This is a genomic window from Kitasatospora sp. NPDC004745 (assembly GCF_042873275.1).
Taxonomy (GTDB): Bacteria; Actinomycetota; Actinomycetes; order Streptomycetales; family Streptomycetaceae; genus Kitasatospora.
This window is the reverse complement of sequence record NZ_JBIALK010000004.1, coordinates 245,077-263,590: the sequence shown is the minus strand read 5'-3', so window position 1 is coordinate 263,590 and position 18,514 is coordinate 245,077. Positions and strand designations below refer to the sequence as shown.

The window sequence follows — 18,514 nt, the reverse complement described above, 5'->3', positions numbered from 1 at the left end:
GTCGTCCGGAATCCGGACGCACGCTGGCCCGCGCCGCCGCCCGGCCGCTACGGTGCGGTACGCGCAGCACCCTCCACCCGCAGACCGGAAAGGCCGCCGCCATGACCGACGCCCACCAGCAGCCCGCCGACGCCCCCGACGCCGAGGTGATCGCGCTCGCCGGGAAGCTCTTCGACGCGGCCCGGGCCGGCGAGACCGACACCCTGGCCGCCTACGTCGACGCCGGCGCGCCCGCCGACCTCACCAACGACCGCGGCGACACCCTGCTGATGCTCGCCGCCTACCACGGCCACGCCGCCACCGTGGAAGCCCTGCTGCAGCGCGGCGCCGACCCGAACCTCGCCAACGACCGCGGTCAGACCCCGCTCGCCGGCGCCGTCTTCAAGGGCGCCGAGGACGTGCTGACCGTCCTGCTCGCCGGCGGTGCCGACCCGGCCGCCGGCACTCCGAACGCGCTCGACACCGCCCGGATGTTCGGCAAGGACGACCTGGTCGCCCGGTTCGAGGCCCGCTGACTCCCCGCCGTAGGCTCTTTCCTCATGAAGAGCACCACCGCGGCGGCGGACACCGTCGAGTTCCGCGTCACCGGCTACGCCCACCCCGATGCCCAGGCCCTCTCGGCGGAGGTCCAGCAGGAGTACGTCCGCCGCTACGGCGACCCCGACGAGACCGTGATGCACGCCGAGGACTTCGAGGCGCCGTCCGGACTGTTCCTGATCGCCTACCTGGGGGGCCGGCCGGTCGCCTGCGGCGGCTGGCGGGCCAAGCAGGCCGGGCCGGACGGGGTGCGCGACGGTGACGCAGAGATCAAGCGGATGTTCGTGATCCCGGCCGCCCGCGGCCGCGGCCTGGCCCGGGCGGTGCTGCGCCACCTGGAGCGGACCGCCGTCGAGGCCGGGCTCACCCGGGCCATCCTGGAGACCGGCACCGAGCAGCCGGAGGCCGTGGCGCTGTACGAGTCCGAGGGGTACGCGGCGATCCGGAAGTTCGGCATCTACCGCGAACACCCGATGAGCATCTGCCTCGGCAAGGAACTGTCCGCGACGGCCTGATCCGCCCGCCCGCCGGGTAGGCTCCCCCGACACCTCCGAGGGGGACGGATGAGCCACCGAGCACCCGGAGCCGAGCGGCTCCCCGCCCTGGCCGCGCCCGGCGGGGAGCTCGACCGGCTGGTCGCCGACGGCGCCCGCACCGTCGGCGCCGGCGCCGTGTGGGCCGTCGGCGACGCCCGAGGCCGGATCGGCGGCGGCGCCCACGGCGTGCTCGGCCGGGGCCGGCACGCCCGGCTCGCGGCCGGCCCGGACACCCGGTACGACCTCGCCAGCCTCACCAAGGTCGTCGCGCTCTGGCCCTGTGCCGGGGCGCTGTGGCAGGCCGGCCGGCTCCCGCTCGACGAGCCCCTCGGCCGGTGGTGGCCGCCTGCCGCCGGGCACCCCGTCGGCGTGGTGACGGTACGTCAACTCCTCGCCCACACCGCGGGAATGCTCCCGTACACCGGCTTCGAGCAGCGCTACGGACGCGACCTCGCGGCGATCCGGGCCGGGGTGGTCGCCGCCCCGCTGCACCGCCCGCCCGGGACGGCCGTCGAGTACACCGACCGCGCCGCCGTGCTGCTCGGCCACCTCGTCGAGGACCTCGGCGGCGCCCCGCTCGACCGGCTCGCCGACCGCCAGGTCTGGCGGCCGCTCGGCATGACCGACACCCGGTACGGGCCGCTCGACCCCGCCGAGGCCGACCGCACCGCACCCACCGAGTACGACGAGCGGACCGGGGCCCACCTGTGCGGCGTCGTCCACGACCCCTCCGCGCGACTGCTCGGCGGGGTCTCCGGAAACGCCGGGGCCTTCTCCACCGCCCGCGACCTCGCCCGCTTCCTCACCGCGGTGCTCGCCCCGCCGGCCGGGCCGCCCTGGGGCGAACCCTGGATCGCCGAGTCGCTGCGCGAGCAGACCGGGGGCCTCGCGCCCGCCCGCGGCCTGTCCTGGCTGTACGCCCCCGGCACGGAGCCGGCCGAGGGCACCTTCGTCCACTACGGCTTCACCGGCACCGGCTTCTGGGTCTCCCGGCGGCTCGGCCGCTGGGCGCTGCTGCTCACCAACAAGGTGCACTACGACCGCGGGATCCAGCCGCTCACCGACCTGCGCAACGCCTACCGCCGGGCGGTGTTCGGCCAGGGTTCCCCGAGCACGCCCTGACCGGGCACCGCCGCCGGGCGGCGCACCGTCAGAGGAGCGTGCTCCAGTAGTACCAGAAGCGGTTGAGGACCAGCAGCGCGATCACCGCCGCCCACAGCACCGGCAGCGCCCAGTGGTAGCGCGCGGCCTCCCGCACCACCGGCCGCAGCCGGGGGCCGACCGGGATCACACCGGTCCGCAGGTTGTGCAGCGTCGTGTACCAGAACAGCGTCACCACCGTCGCCCACACCACCATGCAGTACGGGCACAGCGCGCCGATCTCGTACAGCGCCTGGTCCACCAGCCAGTGCACGAACACCACGCCCAGCAGGGTGCCGGCGTGCAGGCCCAGCCAGAACCACCGCCGGTACGCGGCACCGGCCAGCAGCCCCGCTCCGATCGCCGCCAGCGCGCCGAAGGCGGCCAGCCCGAGCAGCGGATTGGGGAAGCCGAGGACCTCCGCCTGTTCGGTGCGCATCACCGAGCCGCAGCTGATCACCGGATTGAGGTTGCAACTGGGGACGTAGGAGGGGTTCTCGAGGATGCGGAGCTTGTCGAAGGTCAGGACGGCCGAGGCGGCCAGCCCGACCAGGGAACCGAGGAACAGCAGCAGGGAGAACGCCCGGCCCGCGCCGACCGGGGCCCGGTCGGCGGCGGGGGCGGGGCGGGGCGGGTGCACGGGGGTCGCGGCGGTCATGGTGGCAGCACACTCCGGTGGCTGGGAGGAGCCGGCCCGGCCGGGGTTCGGCCGGGCCGGTGGTGCCCTGCGTGGCAGACGTGCCTCAGAGGCCGGCGGCCTGCCGCACCTGCGCGGTGAACTGCTCCGGCGTGACGGTGGCCTTGCCGCTGAACAGGCTGATCGGCTTGCCGTCCACCGTCACCGTGGGGGTGCCGGTGACCCCGCTGTCGTTGAACGCGTCCGCGACCTTCGCCGCCCACGGCGCGTAGGTGCGGTCGGTGACCGCCTTCACGAAGGCGTCCGTCTTCAGGCCGGGCACCCTGCCGGCCAGGTCGAGGATGCGGTCGACGTCACCGAAGCCGTCCTCGCGCTCGTCGGGCTGGTTTGCGTAGAGCACGTCGTGGAACTGCTTGAACTTGTCCACGCCCTCGTTCAGCGCGGCCCCGGCCGCGGCCAGCGCCGTGCGCGAGCCCTTGCCGCCGAGGTTCTTGTCCAGGAAGGCCGCCAGGTGGAACTCCACCTTGACCGAGCCGTCCTCGGTCAGCTTCTTGACCGTCTCGCCGTTCGCCGCCTCGAAGTGCTTGCACACCGGGCAGCGGAAGTCCTCGTACACCGCCATGGTGTGCGGGGCGTCGGCCTTGCCGTAGGTGATCACCGTGCCGTCCGGGCCGGAGGCGTTCGCCGGCACGACCAGCTCGGTCGGCGCGGGCGCACCGGCCGCGGCCGGCTTCCCGTCCTTGCCGGACGCCGAGCCGATCGCCAGCGCGGTACCGCCCGCGAGGGCCAGCACGACGACGGCCGAGACGGCCACCACGATCCGCTGGCGGCGCTTCGCGGCCAGCTGCTCGACGCGCTGCGCCTCCTGGATGCGCTCACGGGCACTGATGCGCTTGGCCTGCTGCTTGCTGGGGGCCTGAGCCATGGGAAGTCAACTCCTGTACGCGGCGCGCGAGGGCGCGCGGGAAGCCGCACCTGGTGCGGCGTGATCGATGGACGCGGGAGTCGTGCGCACTGCCTGCGGGCGTACCGGGGCCGGGGACCGGCCGGGGTGACGGAGGATCAGCAGGCAGGCGCGAGGACCGGCGGGCCACGCCGGGGAGCCGGGCTCAGGACCACGTCCTCGCGGCGCGGCCGCGGGCGGTCCGACGCCGGCAGCGGCACCCGCAGCACCGGCCGGGCCGGGGCCGGGACCAGCAGCAGGACCAGGGCGCGCAGCGGGCGGCCCAGCGACTGGCGCAGCGCACGCAGCGCCCGGACCAGCCCGGACAGGGCCGCGTCGCCCAGCCGCAGCCAGGCCGCGGCCGCCAGGGCGATCACCAGGTGCGCCAGCAGGAGCAGCAGTTGGGTCGCCGCCGGCGCCAACTGCCCGGCGTGGCCCAGCGGGCCGCCCAGCAGCGAGCCGTCCACCGACCCGCCGCCACAGACGATCAGGTTCACGCCGCGCGCGGGCACGTGCTCGGACAGGATCGGCCCACAGCCGGTCTGCCCGAGGTTGAAGGTCGTGTTCAGCAGCAGCTCGACCGGCACCATCACGACGGTGATGTGCAGCAGCCGCCGCTCCCCGCCGGCCAGTGCGGCCGCGACCAGGAAGACGACGGCGGTCGCGGCGGCCACCAGGGTGAGCGGCAGCGGGCGACCGGTGATGACGACCTGGCCCAGCGCGGACAGCGGCACGGCGAGCGCGGTGAACACCGCGGCCCGCAGGGCCCTGGTCGCACGGGTGGAGGTCGTCACGCCCGGAGTATGTCACGGCGCTTACACCCGGCACGAGGGCGCGTACCCGGTCGGCGGGCGCCCGTTGCCCCTCGGAGGCCGCCCGTTCACCGCCCTGAGGGCCCTTCAGCGCAGGTACCGGGGGCGCTCTCGGCGTGCGCGGGGGGGCGGGGCGTAGTGCCCCGCCGCGTGAACGAACTGACCTTCCGGGGTCGGGACCGGTTCCGCCCGCCCCGCTCGCACGTTCTCGCGGTACGGGGTTCCCAGACCGTTCCCGAGACCCCGCCCGGGCCGCCGCGCCCCGGCGGCCCCGGCAGCCCCGCCCGGCCCGTGCGGCCCGGCACCGCGCCGTCGCGTTCAGTAGCCTGGAAGGCGTTCCCGAGTCCGGCGAGGGGGTGAGCGCGCATGGCCCGTTCCCAGGCCACCGCGGGCCAGGTCCTGCTGGCCCGCGTCGAGGCCCAGGCGGCGGTGCTGGCCGGCCTCGACGGCGCCGTCCGGGCGGACCGGCCCGACGCCGTGCACCGGATGCGGGTCGCCTGCCGGCGGCTGCGCAGCGCCCTGCGGACCTTCCGCCGGCTCCTCGCACCCGGCTCCGCCGACCACCTGGTCGCCGAACTGCGCTGGCTGGCGGCCGCCCTCGGCCGGGCGCGGGACCACGAGGTGCTCGTCGAGCGGCTGGCCGCCCAGGCCCGCGAACTGCCCGCCGAGTGCCGGCCCGAGCGGGTCGCGGCCGAGCTGGAACGGTGGGGGCGGGCCGAGTACCGGCGGATCCGGCCGGAGGTGGTCGCCGCGCTCGACGACCCGCGCCGCCGGGGCCTCGCCGACGCCCTCGACGCCTTCCTCGCCGACCCCCCGCTGCGCGGCCGGGCCGCACGCGCGGCGGTGCCCGAACTCGCCCGGATCGCCGGGCGCGAGCAGCGGCGCACCGGCCGGCGGGTCGAGGCGGCCCTCGCCGCCGGGTCGGCGCCCGCCGAGGAGCGCGACCGGGCCCTGCACGAGGCCCGCAAGGCCGCCAAGCGTGCCCGCTACGCCGGGGAGACCGCCGCCCCGGCCGTCGGGGCGGCGGCCGAGCGGTACACGGAGCGGATGAAGGCCGTCCAGGAGGTCCTCGGCGAGCACCAGGACGCGGTGGTGGCCGCCGCGGCCCTGGCTCGGCAGGCCGGGAGCAGCACCGAGCCCTTCGGGTACGGGGCGCTCTACGGGCGGCAGCTGTCGGCGGAGGCGAGCGCCCGGGGCCGGCTGCCGCAGGCGTGGGCGAGGGCCTCGCGCCGGCGGCTGGCCCGCTTCGGCTGACGGCGCCGCGCTCGGGCTGACACCGGCCCGCTTCGGCGGCCTGGCTGCTGAGCGGCCGCGCCTCGTACGTCGCCGGCGTGACGCTCCCGGTGGACGGCGGCACCACGGCCACCCGGCGGTTCGACTCAGGGCCGCCCCCGCGGTGCCGCACGGGGGTCGGCACCGCGGGGGCTCAGGGCTCCCGGGCTTGCGGGTCGAGCCCGGCGGACTCGGCGGCCGTGCGGAGCAGGGCGCGGAGCATCGGGGTGGTGAGCCGGCCGGTGTTGGTGTTGCGCGGGCTGACGTGGTAGCAGCCGAACAGCTGGAGGGCGGGGCCGCCGTCGGCGGCGGGCAGGGTGACGTGGGAGGCGTGGCCGAAGACCGGCCGGGGGCGGGGGACGAGCCAGCCGGCCGCGGCGAGGGCGGGCAGCAGGGCCTGCCAGGCGAAGCCGCCGAGGGCGACGACCGTCCGTACGGTGGGGCGCAGCAGTTCGAGTTCGCGGGTGATCCAGGGCCGGCAGGTGTCGCGCTCGCCGGTGCTGGGCTTGTTGTCGGGCGGGGCGCAGCGGACCGGGTCGGTGATCCGGACGCCGTGCAGGCGCAGCCCGTCGCCGTGCCGGACGGACTCGGCGCGGTTGGCGAGCCCGAGGTCGTGGAGGGCGGCGTAGAGGAGGTCGCCGGAGGGGTCTCCGGTGAAGATCCGGCCGGTGCGGTTGGCGCCGTGGGCGGCGGGGGCGAGGCCGACCAGGAGGAGCGGGGCGTCGGGCGGTCCGAAGCCGGGGATCGGGCGGGCCCAGTAGTCCCAGTCCTGGTAGGCGCGGCGTTTGGTGCGGGCGGTCTCCTCGCGCCAGGCGACCAGGCGCGGGCAGGCCCGGCAGTCGGTGACGACGCGGTCCAGCACGGTGAGGTCGGCGGCGCGGGCGGCCGCCTCGGCGGGGTGCCGGGGGTGGCCGGGGTCGTCGGCGGGGGACTGCGGCATGGACAGGATCCTAGGGAGTGGGGCCGGGGGCGGAGGTTCGTTCCGGCTTTGACCGGGCAGGCGTAGCGTGGAAGCAGCTGCTCCGGCGGCCTCCGGCCGGGCCGGGCGGGCCGGCGCGAGGAGGCCGCGGAGCCGCGAGGAGGCCGCGATGATCGTCGATGCGGTGCTGGGGGCGATCGGGGGGCTGGTGGGGCTGGGGGCGATCTGGGCTGCGTTCAGCATCCGCGTCGTCCAGCAGTTCCAGAAGGGTGTGGTGTTCCGGTTCGGCAAGGTGCGCCGGGAGGTCCGGGAGCCCGGGCTGGTGGCGCTGATGCCGATCGCGGACCGGCTGCGCAAGGTGAACGTGCAGATCGTGACGATGCCGATCCCGGCGCAGGAGGGCATCACCCGGGACAACGTGACCGTCCGGGTGGACGCGGTGGTCTACTTCCGGGTCGAGGACCCGGTGAAGGCGACGGTCAACGTGCAGGACTACAACTTCGCGATCTCCCAGGTCGCGCAGACCTCGCTGCGGTCGATCATCGGCAAGAGCGAGCTGGACGACCTGCTGGCCAACCGCGAGCCGATCAACCAGGGGCTGGAGTTGATGATCGACAGCCCCGCGCTCGGGTGGGGCATCCAGATCGACCGGGTGGAGATCAAGGACGTCGCCCTGCCGGAGTCGATGAAGCGCTCGATCGCCCGGCAGGCGGAGGCCGAGCGCGAGCGGCGGGCCCGGATCATCACCGCCGACGGCGAGTTCCAGGCCTCGGCCAGGCTGTCGGAGGCGGCGGCGGTGATGAGCCAGACCCCGGCGGCGCTGCAACTGCGTCTGCTGCAGACCGTGGTGGAGGTGGCGGCGGAGAAGAACTCGACGCTTGTGCTGCCGTTCCCGGTGGAGCTGCTGCGCTTCCTGGACAGCGCCGCGGAGAGCCAGCAGCTGGCGGTGCTGTCGGCCGCCGCGGCCGCGGCCGGGGCGAAGGCGGCGGAGGAGGTCGCCGAGGAGCGCGACCTGGGGCCGGACGCGGGCCTCGGCGGAAAGCTCGAACCGGAGCCCGAGCGTCACGAACTGCCGCCGCTGGAGGAGCTGTTGGAGCACTCGCCGCTGGAGGACGCGGAGTCCCCGGACGGGCACGGGGATCCGGACGCGCGGGTCTGACCGGTGCCCGGTGGCGTCCGTCGCGGGCCGGGACCACGATGGACGAGGGGCTGGAAGCCAGCCAGGAGGCGGACCATGACCAGAGCCAGCGACATCATGCACCCGGGCGCGGAGTGCATCCGCGAGCACGAGACCCTCGCCGCCGCCGCCCGGATCATGCGGGAACGGGACGTCGGTGCCCTGCCCATCTGCGGGGAGAAGGACAAGCTGCTGGGGATCGTGACCGACCGCGACATCGTGCTGCGCTGCATCGCGGAGGGCCGCGACCCGGAGCAGGTGACGGCCGGCGAGCTGGCCATGGGCCGGCCGATGACGGTGGAGGCGGACGAGGACACCGAGCAGGTGCTGCGGGTGATGGAGCAGTACCGGGTGCGCCGGCTGCCGGTGATCAACCACCCGGAGCACAAGCTGGTCGGCATGATCAGTGAGGCCGACATCGCCCGGGGGATGCCGCAGGCCCGGGTGGCGGAGTTCGTGTCGGCGGTCTGCTCGGAGGAGCCGCCGGTGGTGGCGCAGCTGTCCCAGGGCTGAGCCGGCCAGGGCGCGGCCCGGCCCGTGACCGGGGCCGCGCCGCTCAGGCCAGGGCGTACACCGCGGTGGCGTGCGCGGCCGGCTCCTCGGCGCCCTCGGCGGTGAGGGTGACGTCGAGGAAGGCGATCCGCCGGCCGAGCTTGGTCACCCGGGCGTGGACCAGGACGTCCTGCCCGGTGACGGCGCGCTGGAAGGTGGTGGACTGCTGGACGGTGGTCATCGGACCGAAACCGCCGCGGGCCGCCGACACCGCGATCACGCTCGCCGTGTCCGCGGCGGCCATCAGCGCCTGACCGGACATCCCGCCGCCCTCCCGCGCGAGCTGCTCGGACCAGGGCAGCCGCAGCACGGCGTGCCGTTCCCCGGCGCCGGCGACCGACAGCCCGAGGGCCTGGACCCAGGGGGCGAAGTTGTCGGCCAGGATCTTGTCCGCCTCGGCGGTGGTGAGGGTCATCCCGCCATTGTGGCAAGCCCGGTGGCGCCGTGTCAGGCCTCTGCGCGTGGGCGGTCAGCGCGGCGCCCCGCCGGCCTGCTCCCGCAGGGCCCGGGCGATCAGCTCGGCCAGGTGCAGGGCCTGCCGGCCCTGGGCGAGCTGGGCGATCTGGGTGCGGCAGCTGAAGCCGTCCGCCAGTACCACCGTGTCGGGGCCGGCGGCCCGCAGCTCGGGGAGCAGGACGCGTTCGGCGATCGCCTCGGACACCTCGAAGTGGCCCTGTTCGAAGCCGAAGTTGCCGGCCAGGCCGCAGCAGCCGGAGTCCAGCACGCGGTTGTGCAGGCCGAGCCGGGCCTCGACCCGGCGGTCGGCGGCGCTGCCGAGGACGGCGTGCTGGTGGCAGTGGGTCTGGGTGACGGCCTCCAGCGGGACGCGGGGGAGCGGGGCGTCGGGGGCGTGTTCGTCGAGGAACTCGGCGAAGGTGCGGGTGCGTCCGGCGAGCGGCCGGCCGTCCGGGCCGAGCAGTCGGGGCAGGTCCTCGCGCAGGGTGGCGGTGCAGCTCGGGTCCAGGCCGACCACCGGGGTGTCGGCGGGCAGCCCGGCGGCGTCGAGGGCCCGCAGGCTGCGCCGCAGCACCCGGCGGGCGGTGCTGAGCTGGCCGGTGGAGTACCAGGTGAGCCCGCAGCAGACCGGGCCGGCGGGCAGCCGGACGTCGAAGCCGAGGTGCTCCAGCACCTCGACGGCGGAGCGCGCCACGCCCGGCTGCAGGTGGTCGGAGAAGGTGTCGGGCCAGAGCAGCACGGGCCGGGCGCCGGCCGGGGCCGGGTGGGCGGCGCGGTGGCGGCGGTACCAGCGGGTGAAGGTCTCCGGCGGGAGGACGGGCAGCACCCGGCGCCGGTCGATCCCGGCGAGCCGCTTGAGCGCTCCGGCGGCGGGGGAGCGGGCGAGGGTGTTGGCGGCGCCGGGGGCGAGGGCGGCGGCCCGCAGCCAGAGCGGCAGCCACCCCATGGAGTAGTGGGCGAGCGGGCGCGGCCGGTGCCGGTAGTGCTGGTACAGGAACTCCGTCCGGTAGGTCGCCATGTCGACGTGGACCGGGCAGTCGCTCGCGCAGCCCTTGCAGCCGAGGCAGAGGTCGAGCGCCTCGCGGACCTCGGCGGAGCGCCAGCCGTCGCGGATCGCCGCGTCCGCCCGCTCGGTGCCGCGCAGGAGTTCGGCGAGCAGCCGGGCCCGGCCGCGGGTGGAGTGCCGCTCCTCGCCGGTGGCCATGTAGCTGGGGCACATGACGCCGGTGGTCGGGTCCACGCACTTGGCGACGCCGACGCAGCGGTGCACGGCGGTGGTGAGGCTGCCGCCGTCCTGCTCGTACGGGAGGGCGAGGGGGAGCGGGCGGTGCGGGGCGGCGACGAAGCGCAGGTCGGCGTCGAGCGGCCGCGGGTCGACCAGGGCGCCCGGGTTGAGCAGGTTCTCCGGGTCCCAGATCCGTTTGAACGCGCGGAACAGGTCGATGATCCCGGGCGGGTACATCCGGGGCAGCAGTTCGGCGCGGGCCTGGCCGTCGCCGTGCTCGCCGGAGAGCGAGCCGCCGAAGGACACCGCGAGGTCGGCGGCCTGCTCCAGGAACTCGCGGAAGACCAGGACGCCGGTCGGTTCGGTGAGCGGGAAGTCGATCCGCAGGTGCACGCAGCCGTCGCCGAAGTGCCCGTACGGGACGCCGCGCAGGCCGTGCCGGCGGAGCAGGGCGCGCAGCCCGCGCAGGTAGTCGCCGAGCCGCTCGGGCGGGACGGCGGAGTCCTCCCAGCCGGGCCAGGCCTCGCCGCCGCCGGGCAGCCGGGTGACGATGCCGGCGCCGGCCTCCCGGACGGCCCAGAGCTGGCGCTGTTCGACGGGGTCGGTGACCAGGGCGACGGCGGCGGTGCGTTCGCGGCGCACCGCGTCGGCGAGCCGGCGGGCGGCCCGGTAGGCCTCGACCGGGGTGCCGCCGCCGGTCTCCAGGAACAGCCAGCACTCGCCGGCGGGCAGCCGGTCCAGGGCGGGCGGCCGGGGGCCGGCGGCGAGCAGTGCGGCGATCAGGTCGGCGGACATGCCCTCGGCGGTCAGCGGGCCGAGCGGCAGCAGTGCGGGGACGGCGTCGGCGGCGGCCCCCTCGTCGGGGTAGCCGGCCACCACGAGGGCACGGGCGGGCGGCTCCTCGACCAGCCTGACGGTGGCGCCGAGCAGCAGTGCGCAGGTGCCCTCGGTGCCGGTGAGCGCGCGGGCCAGGTCGTGGCCGCGTTCGGGCAGCAGGGCGTCGAGCGGGTACCCGGAGGTGCGGCGGGGCAGCTCGGGCATCCCCCGGCGGATGGTGGCGAGGTTGGCGTCGGTGAAGTCCTGGAGCTCCCGGTGGAGTTCGCCGGCCCGCCCGGGCAGCTCGCGCAGTGCGGCGCGCTCCCGTGGGCCGAGCGGGCCGCCGACGCTCAGCTCGGTGCCGTCCGCGAGGAGCAGGTCCAGCCGTTCGACGTTGTCCGCGGTGCGTCCCCAGGCGAGCGAGTGCGCGCCGCAGGAGTCGTTGCCGATCATGCCGCCGAGGGTGCAGCGGCTGTGCGTGGACGGGTCGGGGCCGAAGCGCAGCCCGTGCGGCCGGGCGGCGCGCTGCAGGTCGTCCAGGACGGTGCCCGGCTGGACGCGGGCGGTGCGGGCGTCCGGGTCGACGTCGAGCACCGCGCCGAGGTGGCGGCGGAAGTCCAGCACGACCGCGCCCGGCCCGATCGCCTGCCCGCCGATGCTGGTGCCCGCGCCGCGCGGCACCACCGGCACGCCGTGGCGGCGGCAGAGCGCGAGGGCGGTGCGGACGTCGTCGAGATCGGCGGGTTTGACCACGCCGAGCGGCAGGTGCCGGTAGTTCGAGGCGTCGTGGCTGTAGACGGTCCGTTCGGCGGCGCCGAAGCGGACCTCGCCGCGCAGGACGGCGGCCAGCTCGCGGGCCAGCTCCGCCCCGGGGGCGGTGGACGGACGGCTCACCAGGGACCTCCCGGGCGGGTGCGGCGACGGCTCCGCCGATCATGGCAGCCGCGCGGCCGCAGGGACACCGGCCACCCCGGCCTTCCGCCGACGGGGTGTCATGTGGCAGGCTCGGCGGCCATGATCACCGAACCCGCGGACGGCGGCTCCGGCGCCGACGAGTACCTCGCCCGGCTGCCGATCGGCGAGCGCCCGCCGCTGCCGGTGGACGGCGCGCAGACCTGGGACATCTTCCCGTTCGAGGGCGAGCTGCAGGTCCGCACCCTGGCGGCGCCGGAACGGCCCGAGCCGCCCCGGCACGGCGAGGAGGGGCCGGAGACCTGCCGCGAGTGCGCCCGCCCGGACTCGGAGTTCCTCTGGACGGACGAGCACTGGCGGCTGGGGACCACCGAGTCGCCCTCCGGGCTGCCCGCCGTGGTGCTGCTGTGGCCGCGCGCCCACCACGACCTGTTCGACCTGCCCGCCGAGCAGGCGGCGCAGCTGGGCCCGCTGCTCCAGCGGGTCGAACGGGCCCTGCGCACGCTGGACGGGGTCGCCCGGGTGCACGTCAACCGCTGGGGCGACGGCGCCGCGCACCTGCACCTGTGGCTGATCGCCCGCCCCGAGGGACTGCTGCAGCTGCGCGGCTCGACGCTCTCGCTCTGGATGGACGTGCTGCCGCCGCTCCCGGAGCGGATGTGGGCGGCGAACGCCCACCGGATCGCCGCCGTGATGGCCGCGGACGGCGGCACCGCCCACGTCTGAGCCCGGCCACGTCTGAGCCCGCCGGCGTAAGGGCCCGGCCGCGTCCGGGCCTGCCCCTCCCGGGCCCGGCCGCCCCGGCGCCGGTCCCGGTGGCCGGGTCAGGAGCGGCGGCCGGAGCCGGTGAGCGTGCCGCGGGCGATGTGGGAGAGCTTGGCCACCTCGAACGCCGGGTAGGCGCCGCCGGCCAGCAGCGAGAACTTGATGCCCTCGCGGCCGCCCGGGCGGCGGTGGCCGGGCGGCTGGAAGCGGCGGTGGTGCTCGGCGGCCCGGTGGAAGAACTGCGGCCGCTCGGCGCGGGTGACGCAGCCGGCGAGGTCGAAGACGAACAGGTAGTGCCGGATCATCCGGACGAACAGGGCGTCCCGCACCGCGTACAGGTGCGGCTGGTCCTCCAGCAGCGCGAAGCTGTGCTCGTACTGGTCGAAGAGGTCGAAGACGCTGCTGCCGGGGGAGCCGGTGGGGTGGACGGTCTCGCGGCGGCGCAGCTGGACGCACTCGCGCGGCAGCACGGCGACCTTGCGGGCACCGAGCAGTGCGGCGTGCACGACCGGGATCTCCTCGTAGCGGCCGTCGGGGAAGGCCAGCCGGAGGTCCTCCCAGTGGCTGCGGCGGATCAGCCGGTCCCAGACCAGCGGCGGCGCACCGAACAGCGCCGGCTGGTCGAAGGGCGCGAACACGTCCGGGCCGGCCTCGGCCAGCAGGGCCTCGGCGCCGCCGGGCCAGTCGCGGTCCTTGTGCCGGCGGGAGTGGCCGAACAGCAGGAGGTCGACGGGGCCGGTCTGCTGGAGCCGGTCGGCGAGGGTCTGCAGCGCGTCCCTGGGCAGCAGGTGGTCGGCGTCGAGGAACAGCAGGTAGTCGCCGGCCGCCCGCGCCGCCCCCGCGTTCCGGCTCACCCCGACCCCGACCGCCGCGTTGAGGTGCAGCACCGAGAGCCGCGGGTGCCGGGCCGCGTACGCGTCGGCGAGCTCGACCGCGCTGTCGGGCGAGCGGTCGGCGACGACGATCACCTCCAGGTCGCGCAGGGACTGCGCGAGCAGCGAGTCCAGGCAGTCGGCGAGCTGTTTGTGCTGGTCGTAGGCGGGCACCACGACGCTGATCAAGGGTGAGGGCATGACGCCGGAGCGTAAGAGGGCAGGCGAACCGTGGCAAAGCCCTGACGGTCCGTGATTCACCGCATTGCATGGCAAAACGTACGCCCGTGCGCCATATCTTCACGTGGCCTTCCGGACGCGTCCACGTCAGGCGTCCGGGTGCGTCCACGTCAGGCCGGGAGCACCCACGGGCCCGCGACGCGGGCCCGGGGGTGCTCGGTGCCGTGGGTGCCCGGCGCCGGGGGGCGATCAGTACCAGTGGTGCTTCTGCCAGAACGACCAGGCGCCGCAGGGGCTGCCGTAGCGGGAGTTCATGTAGTCCAGGCCCCACTTGATCTGGGTGGCCGGGTTGGTGCGCCAGTCGGAGCCGGTCGAGGCCATCTTGGAGCCGGGCAGGGCCTGGACCAGGCCGTAGGCGCCGGAGGAGGCGTTGACGGCGAGCGGGTTCCAGCTGCTCTCGCGGAACACGATGTTGCTGAAGCACTGCAGCTGGCCGGCCGGGACGATCTGCGCGGCGATCTGCTGCGGGGTGCCGGAGTAGCCGGAGAGGCTCTGGCGCTGCTGGGAGCGGGAGGCGGCCGCGTCGGCGTCGGCCTTGGCCTTGGCGTCCGCCTGGGCCTTCGCCTCGGCCTCGGCCTGCGCCCGGGCGGCGGCCTGGGCCTGGGCCTGGGCCTGGGCGGCCGCGGCGGCGTCCGCGTCGGCCTGCGTCTGGGCGGCCTGCTGGGTCTGGGCGGTCTGGGCGGCGGCAGCGGTGCCGGCCTCGGCCTGGTCGGTGACCGGCTTGCCGTCCACCGAGACTGCGGCCACCGGGGCGGCGGCCTCGGCCTTGTCGCCGACCTGCGGGATGGCGAGTGAGGCGGTGGCGGCGCTCGCCACGACGAGGGTGGCGACACCGGTGATCAGCGAGTTGCGGCGGGCATGGCTGAGCTGCATGCGGACGAGATCCTCTTCCGTCGGGGGCCGTGCCGGTGGCACTGGGCGCGGGGCATCGCACGGGCGCCCGGATGAGCGGGGCCCGCGCGGCCGTCCGGGACGGCCGTGGCGCCCCGGCGGAACTGGCGGGGCGGGCGGGCTGCGCGGCGGTCGGGCCGGCCGCGCTGCCTGGCGACGGGCCATTCTTGGCAGGGTCGACGGTGGGTGGCAAAGCCGTGGGCTACTACGGTGGATCGTGGCCGCCGGGCGGCCGTGACGGTGAGCGGCCGAGGCATTTAGGTGATTTGCCCGATTTGTGAAATTCGTTGCCCGGGGTGGCCCCCGGCGACGGATCGCGAGGGCGGCAGGGGCGGTGGCCTGCGTTCTTCGGGGTCACCCGGACCCCGGAGGACGGGGTGCCGCCCCGGTCCGGGCGGTCACGCACCGTCGCGTCCGGGGGTGTCCACTATCGGGGGCAGTAGAGGGCGGAACGCCTGTGGGCGGCTTCACACGGGCGGCGGGCCGAGGTGGGCACAGGGTGACCGGGCGGTCACCGGTTCGGGAGCCCGCCCCCGCGACCACCGTCACCGGTTCGGGAGCCCGCCCCCGGCGCCCGGGCGGTCGCCGGTTCAGGAACCCGCGTACGGGTTCCCGGGGACGGGCTGCGGCCGCTCGGCCGGGGCGGGCGGTACGGGCGGTGCGGCCTGGGCGGCCGGGCCGTGCTCCTCGCCCTCCCCGTCCGCCGGGGCCGGCTCCGCCGGGACGAGGTCCCGCGCCAGCAGGGTGGCGCCCGCGACCGCCCCCGGCATGGCGAGCACCGTCACCAGCGGGACCAGGAAGGCCAGGATCAGCGGGGTGCCGAAGCCCAGCGCCAGCCCGAGCCGGGCGCGCAGCAGCCGGATCCGCTCGCGCTGCGGGACGCCGCGCCGCTGCAGGGCGACGGCCGTCAGCTCGACGGTCAGGAAGAAGCCCGACACCAGGAAGCCGAGGGCGGGCACCACCGTCTGGCCCACCACCGGGATGAACCCGCAGGCGAACAGCACCACGCCGAACGCCGCGACCCGGAGCAGCACGGTCACGCTGTCCGCCACCGCGGTGACCAGCTCGCGCCAGAGCGGGACCTCGGGCGGGGTGGGTGCGCCGCCCTCGGACTCGTCGACCGCGGCGCAGAGCGCCTCGTAGAAGGGCTGGCCGACCAGCAGGGTGACGGCGGTGAAGGTCAGCAGGGAGAGCAGCAGCCCGCCGCCGAAGACGACGGCCGCCAGCGCGTCGCGCAGCAGCGCCTGCCAGGGGGATCCCCAGTGGTCGGCGAACGGGGTGGCCCAGGCGGCCAGGTCGGTGGACCAGGCGCCGAGGAGGACGAGCGCGACGGCGTACCCGACCAGTGCGAGCAGGGCGGGAATCATCCCGATCCCCCACCACCGGCCGTGCCGGCCGACCCACTTCTGGCCCCCGACCAGGTACGTCATCCCCGCTGCAAGATCTCGCATGGGCGATCACCTTAGGGCTTCCCGGCCCGGAACCCCGCATTGCCGTGTTCCTGCCAGATCGGACCGGCAGGCTCCACCCCCTCCTGCCGCGCCGCCGGCCGGGCGACCCTCGTGCTCCCCGACCTGTCTTGGAGGAGCCTGATGAAGCGTCAGTTCGGCAGAATCCTAACCCTGTTCACGGCCGCGATACTCGGGGTCGGCGCATCGGTGCTGCCCGCCGCGGCCGCGCCCGCGCCCTCCCCTACGCCCTCGCCGAGCGTCGTCGGCGGCACCCGGGCGTCGCAGGGCGAGTTCCCGTTCGTGGTGCGGCTCTCGATGGGCTGCGGCGGCGCGCTCTACACCCCGCAGATCGTGCTCACCGCCGCCCACTGCGTCGACGGCACCGGCAGCGACTCGAGCATCACCGCGACGGCCGGCGTGGTCGACCTGCGCGGCAGCGGCGCCGTCAAGGTGCGCTCCACGTACGTCTACCAGTCGCCCGCCTTCACCGGCGCCGAGAACGGCGACGACTGGGCGCTGATCAAGCTGGCCTCGCCCGTCACCGGCGGTTCGGTGAGCACGCTGCCGATCGCCACCTCGACCGCCTACGACAACGGCACCTTCACCATCATGGGCTGGGGCGCGGCGACCGAGGGCGGGTCGCAGCAGCGGTACCTGCTCAAGGCCACCGTGCCGTTCGTCGACGACGCCACCTGCGCCCAGGCCTACCCGGGTCTGAACACCGGGGCCTCGCTGTGCGCCGGGTACGTCGCCAAGGGCGGCGTGGACACCTGCCAGGGCGACTCCGGCGGCCCGATGGTGCGCCGGGACGCTGCCGGGCGCTGGGTCCAGGTCGGCATCGTCAGCTGGGGCAACGGCTGCGCCCGGGCGGGCTACCCGGGGATCTACACCCAGGTGAGCACCTACGCGGCGGACATCGCCGCGGCGGCGGCCTCGCTCTGACGGCGCGCGGCCGGGTGCCCGGGGGCGGTTCGCCACCCCCGGGCACCCGGCCGTTCCGCGCGCCGGCGGGCGGCCGCTCTCCGTCCGCGCCCGCCGCGCCGTCGCCCGCCGCGCCGTCGCCCGCCGCGCCGTCGCCCGCCGCGCCGTCGCGGGGCGGACCGCAGGCTCAGCCCTCCGGTGCGGGCTGCTCGGCCCCGGGCGGGCCCTGGTGGGTCGGCGCGCCGCCCAGCCAGCCGCGGGCCCGGCGCTGCTCGTGGGCGACGCGCCCGGTGGGCTCGGGCGGCAGGCGGGAGAGCGTCGCGGCGGCGGCCTCGCGGCGCCCCGCCCGGGCGTAGGCGCCGGCCAGGCGGCCGGTGATCAGGGCGTGGTCGTGCGGATGCTCGGCCGGGTCCAGGTGTCCGAGCGCGGCGTCCAGGTGGGCCACCGCCGCGTGGGCGTGCGCGGCGCGGCCGGTGCGGACGGCGAGGTCCCGGTGGCAGGTGCCGTGCGCGACGCCGAGCACCAGCGCGGCGCGGGTCGGCCGGGGCTCCGTCCGCCCGGCCCGCCGGTCCGCCTCGGTCAGCCGCTCGGCCTCGACGAGCGCGCGCCAGGCCTCGGGCGCGGCGCCGTTCAGGGCGTGGGCGTGCGCCTCGGCGAGGGCGGCCCAGGACTGCAGGCCGGGTACCCGTCGCGCGGCGGCGCGGGCGGCCTCGGCGTGGGCGAGCGCGCCGGCCGGGTCGCCGTTCCACCAGTGCAGGGTGCTCTGCCGGGTCAGCAGGGCCGCCGTGGTGGGCTGGTCCCCGGCCGCGCGGGCCCATTCCAGTCCGGCCGTGAACCAGCCGAGCGCACGGGTCCGGCGGTCCCCTTCGAAGTGCGCCCAGCCGGCGAGTTCGGCGTACTGGGCGGCGAGCGACCGGACGGCGGTGACGTCGCCGCGCGGGGTGGAGTGCTGCCAGCCGGCCAGGGTGCGGGCGTGGTGTTCGAGGACGGCGGCCAGGGGTTCGCCGCCGGTGCGGGCGGCGGCGGCGCGGTAGACGCCGAGCAGCTGGCGGAGCACCTCGAAGGTGGCGGCGTCCGGTGGGGTGGCGCCGCGCAGGGTGGCGCCGAGGGGCGGTCTGGCGGGGGCGACGAGCTCGCCGAGGCGTTCCCGCTCCTGTCGGACGGGCTGCCAGAGGGCGGCCAACTCCCCTCCGGTGAGCAGGAGTTCGTCAGCCCGGGCGGGAAGTCCGGGTGGTGGCCAGCGGCGGGCGTTCTCGACCCGGCTGATCAGCGAGTTGTGGTAGCCGAGCCGGCGGCCGAGTTCGGCCTGGCTGAGCCCGCGGGCCTCGCGCCAGTGGCGCAGCCGGTGGCCGAAGCGTTGGCGCGCCGAGGCGTGCGGCGTGGGGGCAGGGGGGAGGGGCACGGGGTCTCCCGGGAGGGGGTGGGGGAGCGCTCGTGGGG

General features: G+C 76.3%; 18 protein-coding genes. 8 read left to right on the top strand and 10 right to left on the bottom strand.

Annotated features, from left to right (window positions below):
• Positions 1 to 101: 101 nt before the first annotated feature.
• The 3 genes from ACFYUY_RS10180 to ACFYUY_RS10170 are packed head-to-tail and all read left to right on the top strand — an operon-like array spanning position 102 to position 2,195.
• Positions 102 to 515: an ankyrin repeat domain-containing protein gene (locus tag ACFYUY_RS10180; protein WP_360208036.1), complete on the top strand. Its 414-nt coding sequence runs from the start codon at positions 102 to 104 to the stop codon at positions 513 to 515.
• A gap of 24 nt (positions 516 to 539) precedes the next feature.
• Positions 540 to 1,052: a GNAT family N-acetyltransferase gene (locus tag ACFYUY_RS10175; protein ID WP_360208033.1), complete on the top strand. Its 513-nt coding sequence runs from the start codon at positions 540 to 542 to the stop codon at positions 1,050 to 1,052.
• A 48-nt stretch (positions 1,053 to 1,100) separates the two neighbouring features.
• Positions 1,101 to 2,195, top strand: a complete 1,095-nt coding sequence (locus ACFYUY_RS10170; RefSeq protein ID WP_387899806.1) for a serine hydrolase domain-containing protein — start codon at positions 1,101 to 1,103, stop codon at positions 2,193 to 2,195.
• 28 nt (positions 2,196 to 2,223) lie between these two features.
• On the opposite strand, the gene ACFYUY_RS10165 is transcribed toward ACFYUY_RS10170, so the two are convergent.
• The 3 genes from ACFYUY_RS10165 to ACFYUY_RS10155 all read right to left on the bottom strand — a co-directional run bounded on the left by ACFYUY_RS10165 (position 2,224) and on the right by ACFYUY_RS10155 (position 4,587).
• Positions 2,224 to 2,871 carry a vitamin K epoxide reductase family protein gene (locus ACFYUY_RS10165; protein WP_387899804.1) on the bottom strand — a complete coding sequence of 216 codons (648 nt, stop codon included), beginning with the start codon at positions 2,869 to 2,871 and terminating at the stop codon, positions 2,224 to 2,226.
• An 85-nt stretch (positions 2,872 to 2,956) separates the two neighbouring features.
• The gene (locus ACFYUY_RS10160; RefSeq protein ID WP_387899803.1) at positions 2,957 to 3,775 is read right to left on the bottom strand and encodes a DsbA family protein; all 819 of its coding nucleotides are present in this window, start codon (positions 3,773 to 3,775) and stop codon (positions 2,957 to 2,959) included.
• A 137-nt stretch (positions 3,776 to 3,912) separates the two neighbouring features.
• On the bottom strand, positions 3,913 to 4,587 hold the full coding sequence (locus tag ACFYUY_RS10155) for a hypothetical protein (protein ID WP_387899801.1): 675 nt from the start codon (positions 4,585 to 4,587) through the stop codon (positions 3,913 to 3,915).
• 384 nt (positions 4,588 to 4,971) lie between these two features.
• Between ACFYUY_RS10155 and ACFYUY_RS10150 the strand changes: the two genes are divergently transcribed.
• Positions 4,972 to 5,859: a CHAD domain-containing protein gene (locus tag ACFYUY_RS10150; protein ID WP_387899799.1), complete on the top strand. Its 888-nt coding sequence runs from the start codon at positions 4,972 to 4,974 to the stop codon at positions 5,857 to 5,859.
• Between the two features lie 172 nt (positions 5,860 to 6,031).
• Here the strand turns inward: ACFYUY_RS10150 and ACFYUY_RS10145 are convergent, their stop codons facing one another.
• Positions 6,032 to 6,817: a uracil-DNA glycosylase gene (locus ACFYUY_RS10145; RefSeq protein ID WP_387899797.1), complete on the bottom strand. Its 786-nt coding sequence runs from the start codon at positions 6,815 to 6,817 to the stop codon at positions 6,032 to 6,034.
• A 148-nt stretch (positions 6,818 to 6,965) separates the two neighbouring features.
• Here ACFYUY_RS10145 and ACFYUY_RS10140 point away from each other — a divergent pair, with 148 nt between their 5' ends.
• Both ACFYUY_RS10140 and ACFYUY_RS10135 read left to right on the top strand, forming a co-directional pair.
• On the top strand, positions 6,966 to 7,955 hold the full coding sequence (locus ACFYUY_RS10140) for a slipin family protein (RefSeq protein ID WP_360208017.1): 990 nt from the start codon (positions 6,966 to 6,968) through the stop codon (positions 7,953 to 7,955).
• Between the two features lie 75 nt (positions 7,956 to 8,030).
• Positions 8,031 to 8,486, top strand: coding sequence for a CBS domain-containing protein (locus tag ACFYUY_RS10135; RefSeq protein WP_360208014.1), 456 nt, complete (start codon positions 8,031 to 8,033; stop codon positions 8,484 to 8,486).
• A 43-nt stretch (positions 8,487 to 8,529) separates the two neighbouring features.
• Here the strand turns inward: ACFYUY_RS10135 and ACFYUY_RS10130 are convergent, their stop codons facing one another.
• Together ACFYUY_RS10130 and ACFYUY_RS10125 are read right to left on the bottom strand one after the other, a co-directional pair.
• A complete protein-coding gene (locus ACFYUY_RS10130) occupies positions 8,530 to 8,940 on the bottom strand; it encodes a PaaI family thioesterase (protein WP_387899795.1) in 411 nt (136 codons plus the stop codon).
• A gap of 54 nt (positions 8,941 to 8,994) precedes the next feature.
• Entirely contained in the window at positions 8,995 to 11,916 is a 2,922-nt protein-coding gene (locus ACFYUY_RS10125) for an FAD-binding and (Fe-S)-binding domain-containing protein (protein ID WP_387899793.1), read from the bottom strand.
• 120 nt (positions 11,917 to 12,036) lie between these two features.
• On the opposite strand from ACFYUY_RS10125, the gene ACFYUY_RS10120 reads away from it, so the two are divergent.
• A complete protein-coding gene (locus ACFYUY_RS10120) occupies positions 12,037 to 12,660 on the top strand; it encodes an HIT family protein (protein ID WP_387899792.1) in 624 nt (207 codons plus the stop codon).
• 98 nt (positions 12,661 to 12,758) lie between these two features.
• On the opposite strand, the gene ACFYUY_RS10115 is transcribed toward ACFYUY_RS10120, so the two are convergent.
• The 3 genes from ACFYUY_RS10115 to ACFYUY_RS10105 all read right to left on the bottom strand — a co-directional run bounded on the left by ACFYUY_RS10115 (position 12,759) and on the right by ACFYUY_RS10105 (position 16,153).
• Entirely contained in the window at positions 12,759 to 13,772 is a 1,014-nt protein-coding gene (locus ACFYUY_RS10115) for a glycosyltransferase (RefSeq protein ID WP_360208005.1), read from the bottom strand.
• Between the two features lie 228 nt (positions 13,773 to 14,000).
• Positions 14,001 to 14,684, bottom strand: coding sequence for a transglycosylase SLT domain-containing protein (locus ACFYUY_RS10110; RefSeq protein WP_387899790.1), 684 nt, complete (start codon positions 14,682 to 14,684; stop codon positions 14,001 to 14,003).
• Positions 14,685 to 15,292: 608 nt separating this feature from the next.
• The gene (locus ACFYUY_RS10105; RefSeq protein ID WP_360207999.1) at positions 15,293 to 16,153 is read right to left on the bottom strand and encodes an EI24 domain-containing protein; all 861 of its coding nucleotides are present in this window, start codon (positions 16,151 to 16,153) and stop codon (positions 15,293 to 15,295) included.
• A gap of 141 nt (positions 16,154 to 16,294) precedes the next feature.
• On the opposite strand from ACFYUY_RS10105, the gene ACFYUY_RS10100 reads away from it, so the two are divergent.
• On the top strand, positions 16,295 to 17,095 hold the full coding sequence (locus ACFYUY_RS10100) for a serine protease (protein ID WP_360207997.1): 801 nt from the start codon (positions 16,295 to 16,297) through the stop codon (positions 17,093 to 17,095).
• 166 nt (positions 17,096 to 17,261) lie between these two features.
• On the opposite strand, the gene ACFYUY_RS10095 is transcribed toward ACFYUY_RS10100, so the two are convergent.
• Positions 17,262 to 18,476, bottom strand: a complete 1,215-nt coding sequence (locus ACFYUY_RS10095; RefSeq protein WP_387899788.1) for a helix-turn-helix domain-containing protein — start codon at positions 18,474 to 18,476, stop codon at positions 17,262 to 17,264.
• Positions 18,477 to 18,514: the final 38 nt, after the last annotated feature.